This is a genomic window from Undibacterium sp. MH2W, from assembly GCF_049340215.1.
Classification (GTDB): Bacteria; Pseudomonadota; Gammaproteobacteria; order Burkholderiales; family Burkholderiaceae_D; genus Undibacterium.
Genome location: NZ_JBMPPA010000028.1, coordinates 1 through 330, shown reverse-complemented (window position 1 = coordinate 330; position 330 = coordinate 1). Strand labels below are relative to the sequence as shown.

The 330-nt window shown below is 47.0% G+C and carries 1 protein-coding gene; it reads left to right on the top strand.

Features of this window, described 5'->3' with window-relative positions:
- Positions 1-330 (top strand): hypothetical protein (locus ACO0K2_RS19715; RefSeq protein ID WP_423021766.1); only part of this gene is annotated, 330 nt, incomplete at both ends.

Below are 330 nucleotides of genomic sequence, written 5' to 3'. Positions count from 1 at the left end.
ATTTGACTGCTGGTGGGTTGTATAACGCTGGATTTAGTGCGACATACTGCGTTGTTATTGATTCGGTGGGCGCAGTAGATACATTCAAGTGGGGAACAGATAATTGTTCAACGTTCCCTAGCACTGGCGTTCCCGTAAATGGAGGCGTGATCGGTCTCTCGTATGGAGTTGCAGTGCAGTTTGCGAACAATACGGGGCATGCCATCGGTGATAAGTGGGTGATCCAAGCGAATGCATTAACTCAAGCAAATCAATTATTTGGGGTTAATTATAATGGCGACGTAGTACTAGCCAACCAGCAGTACTACGCGATCCGTGATACTGCTGGAA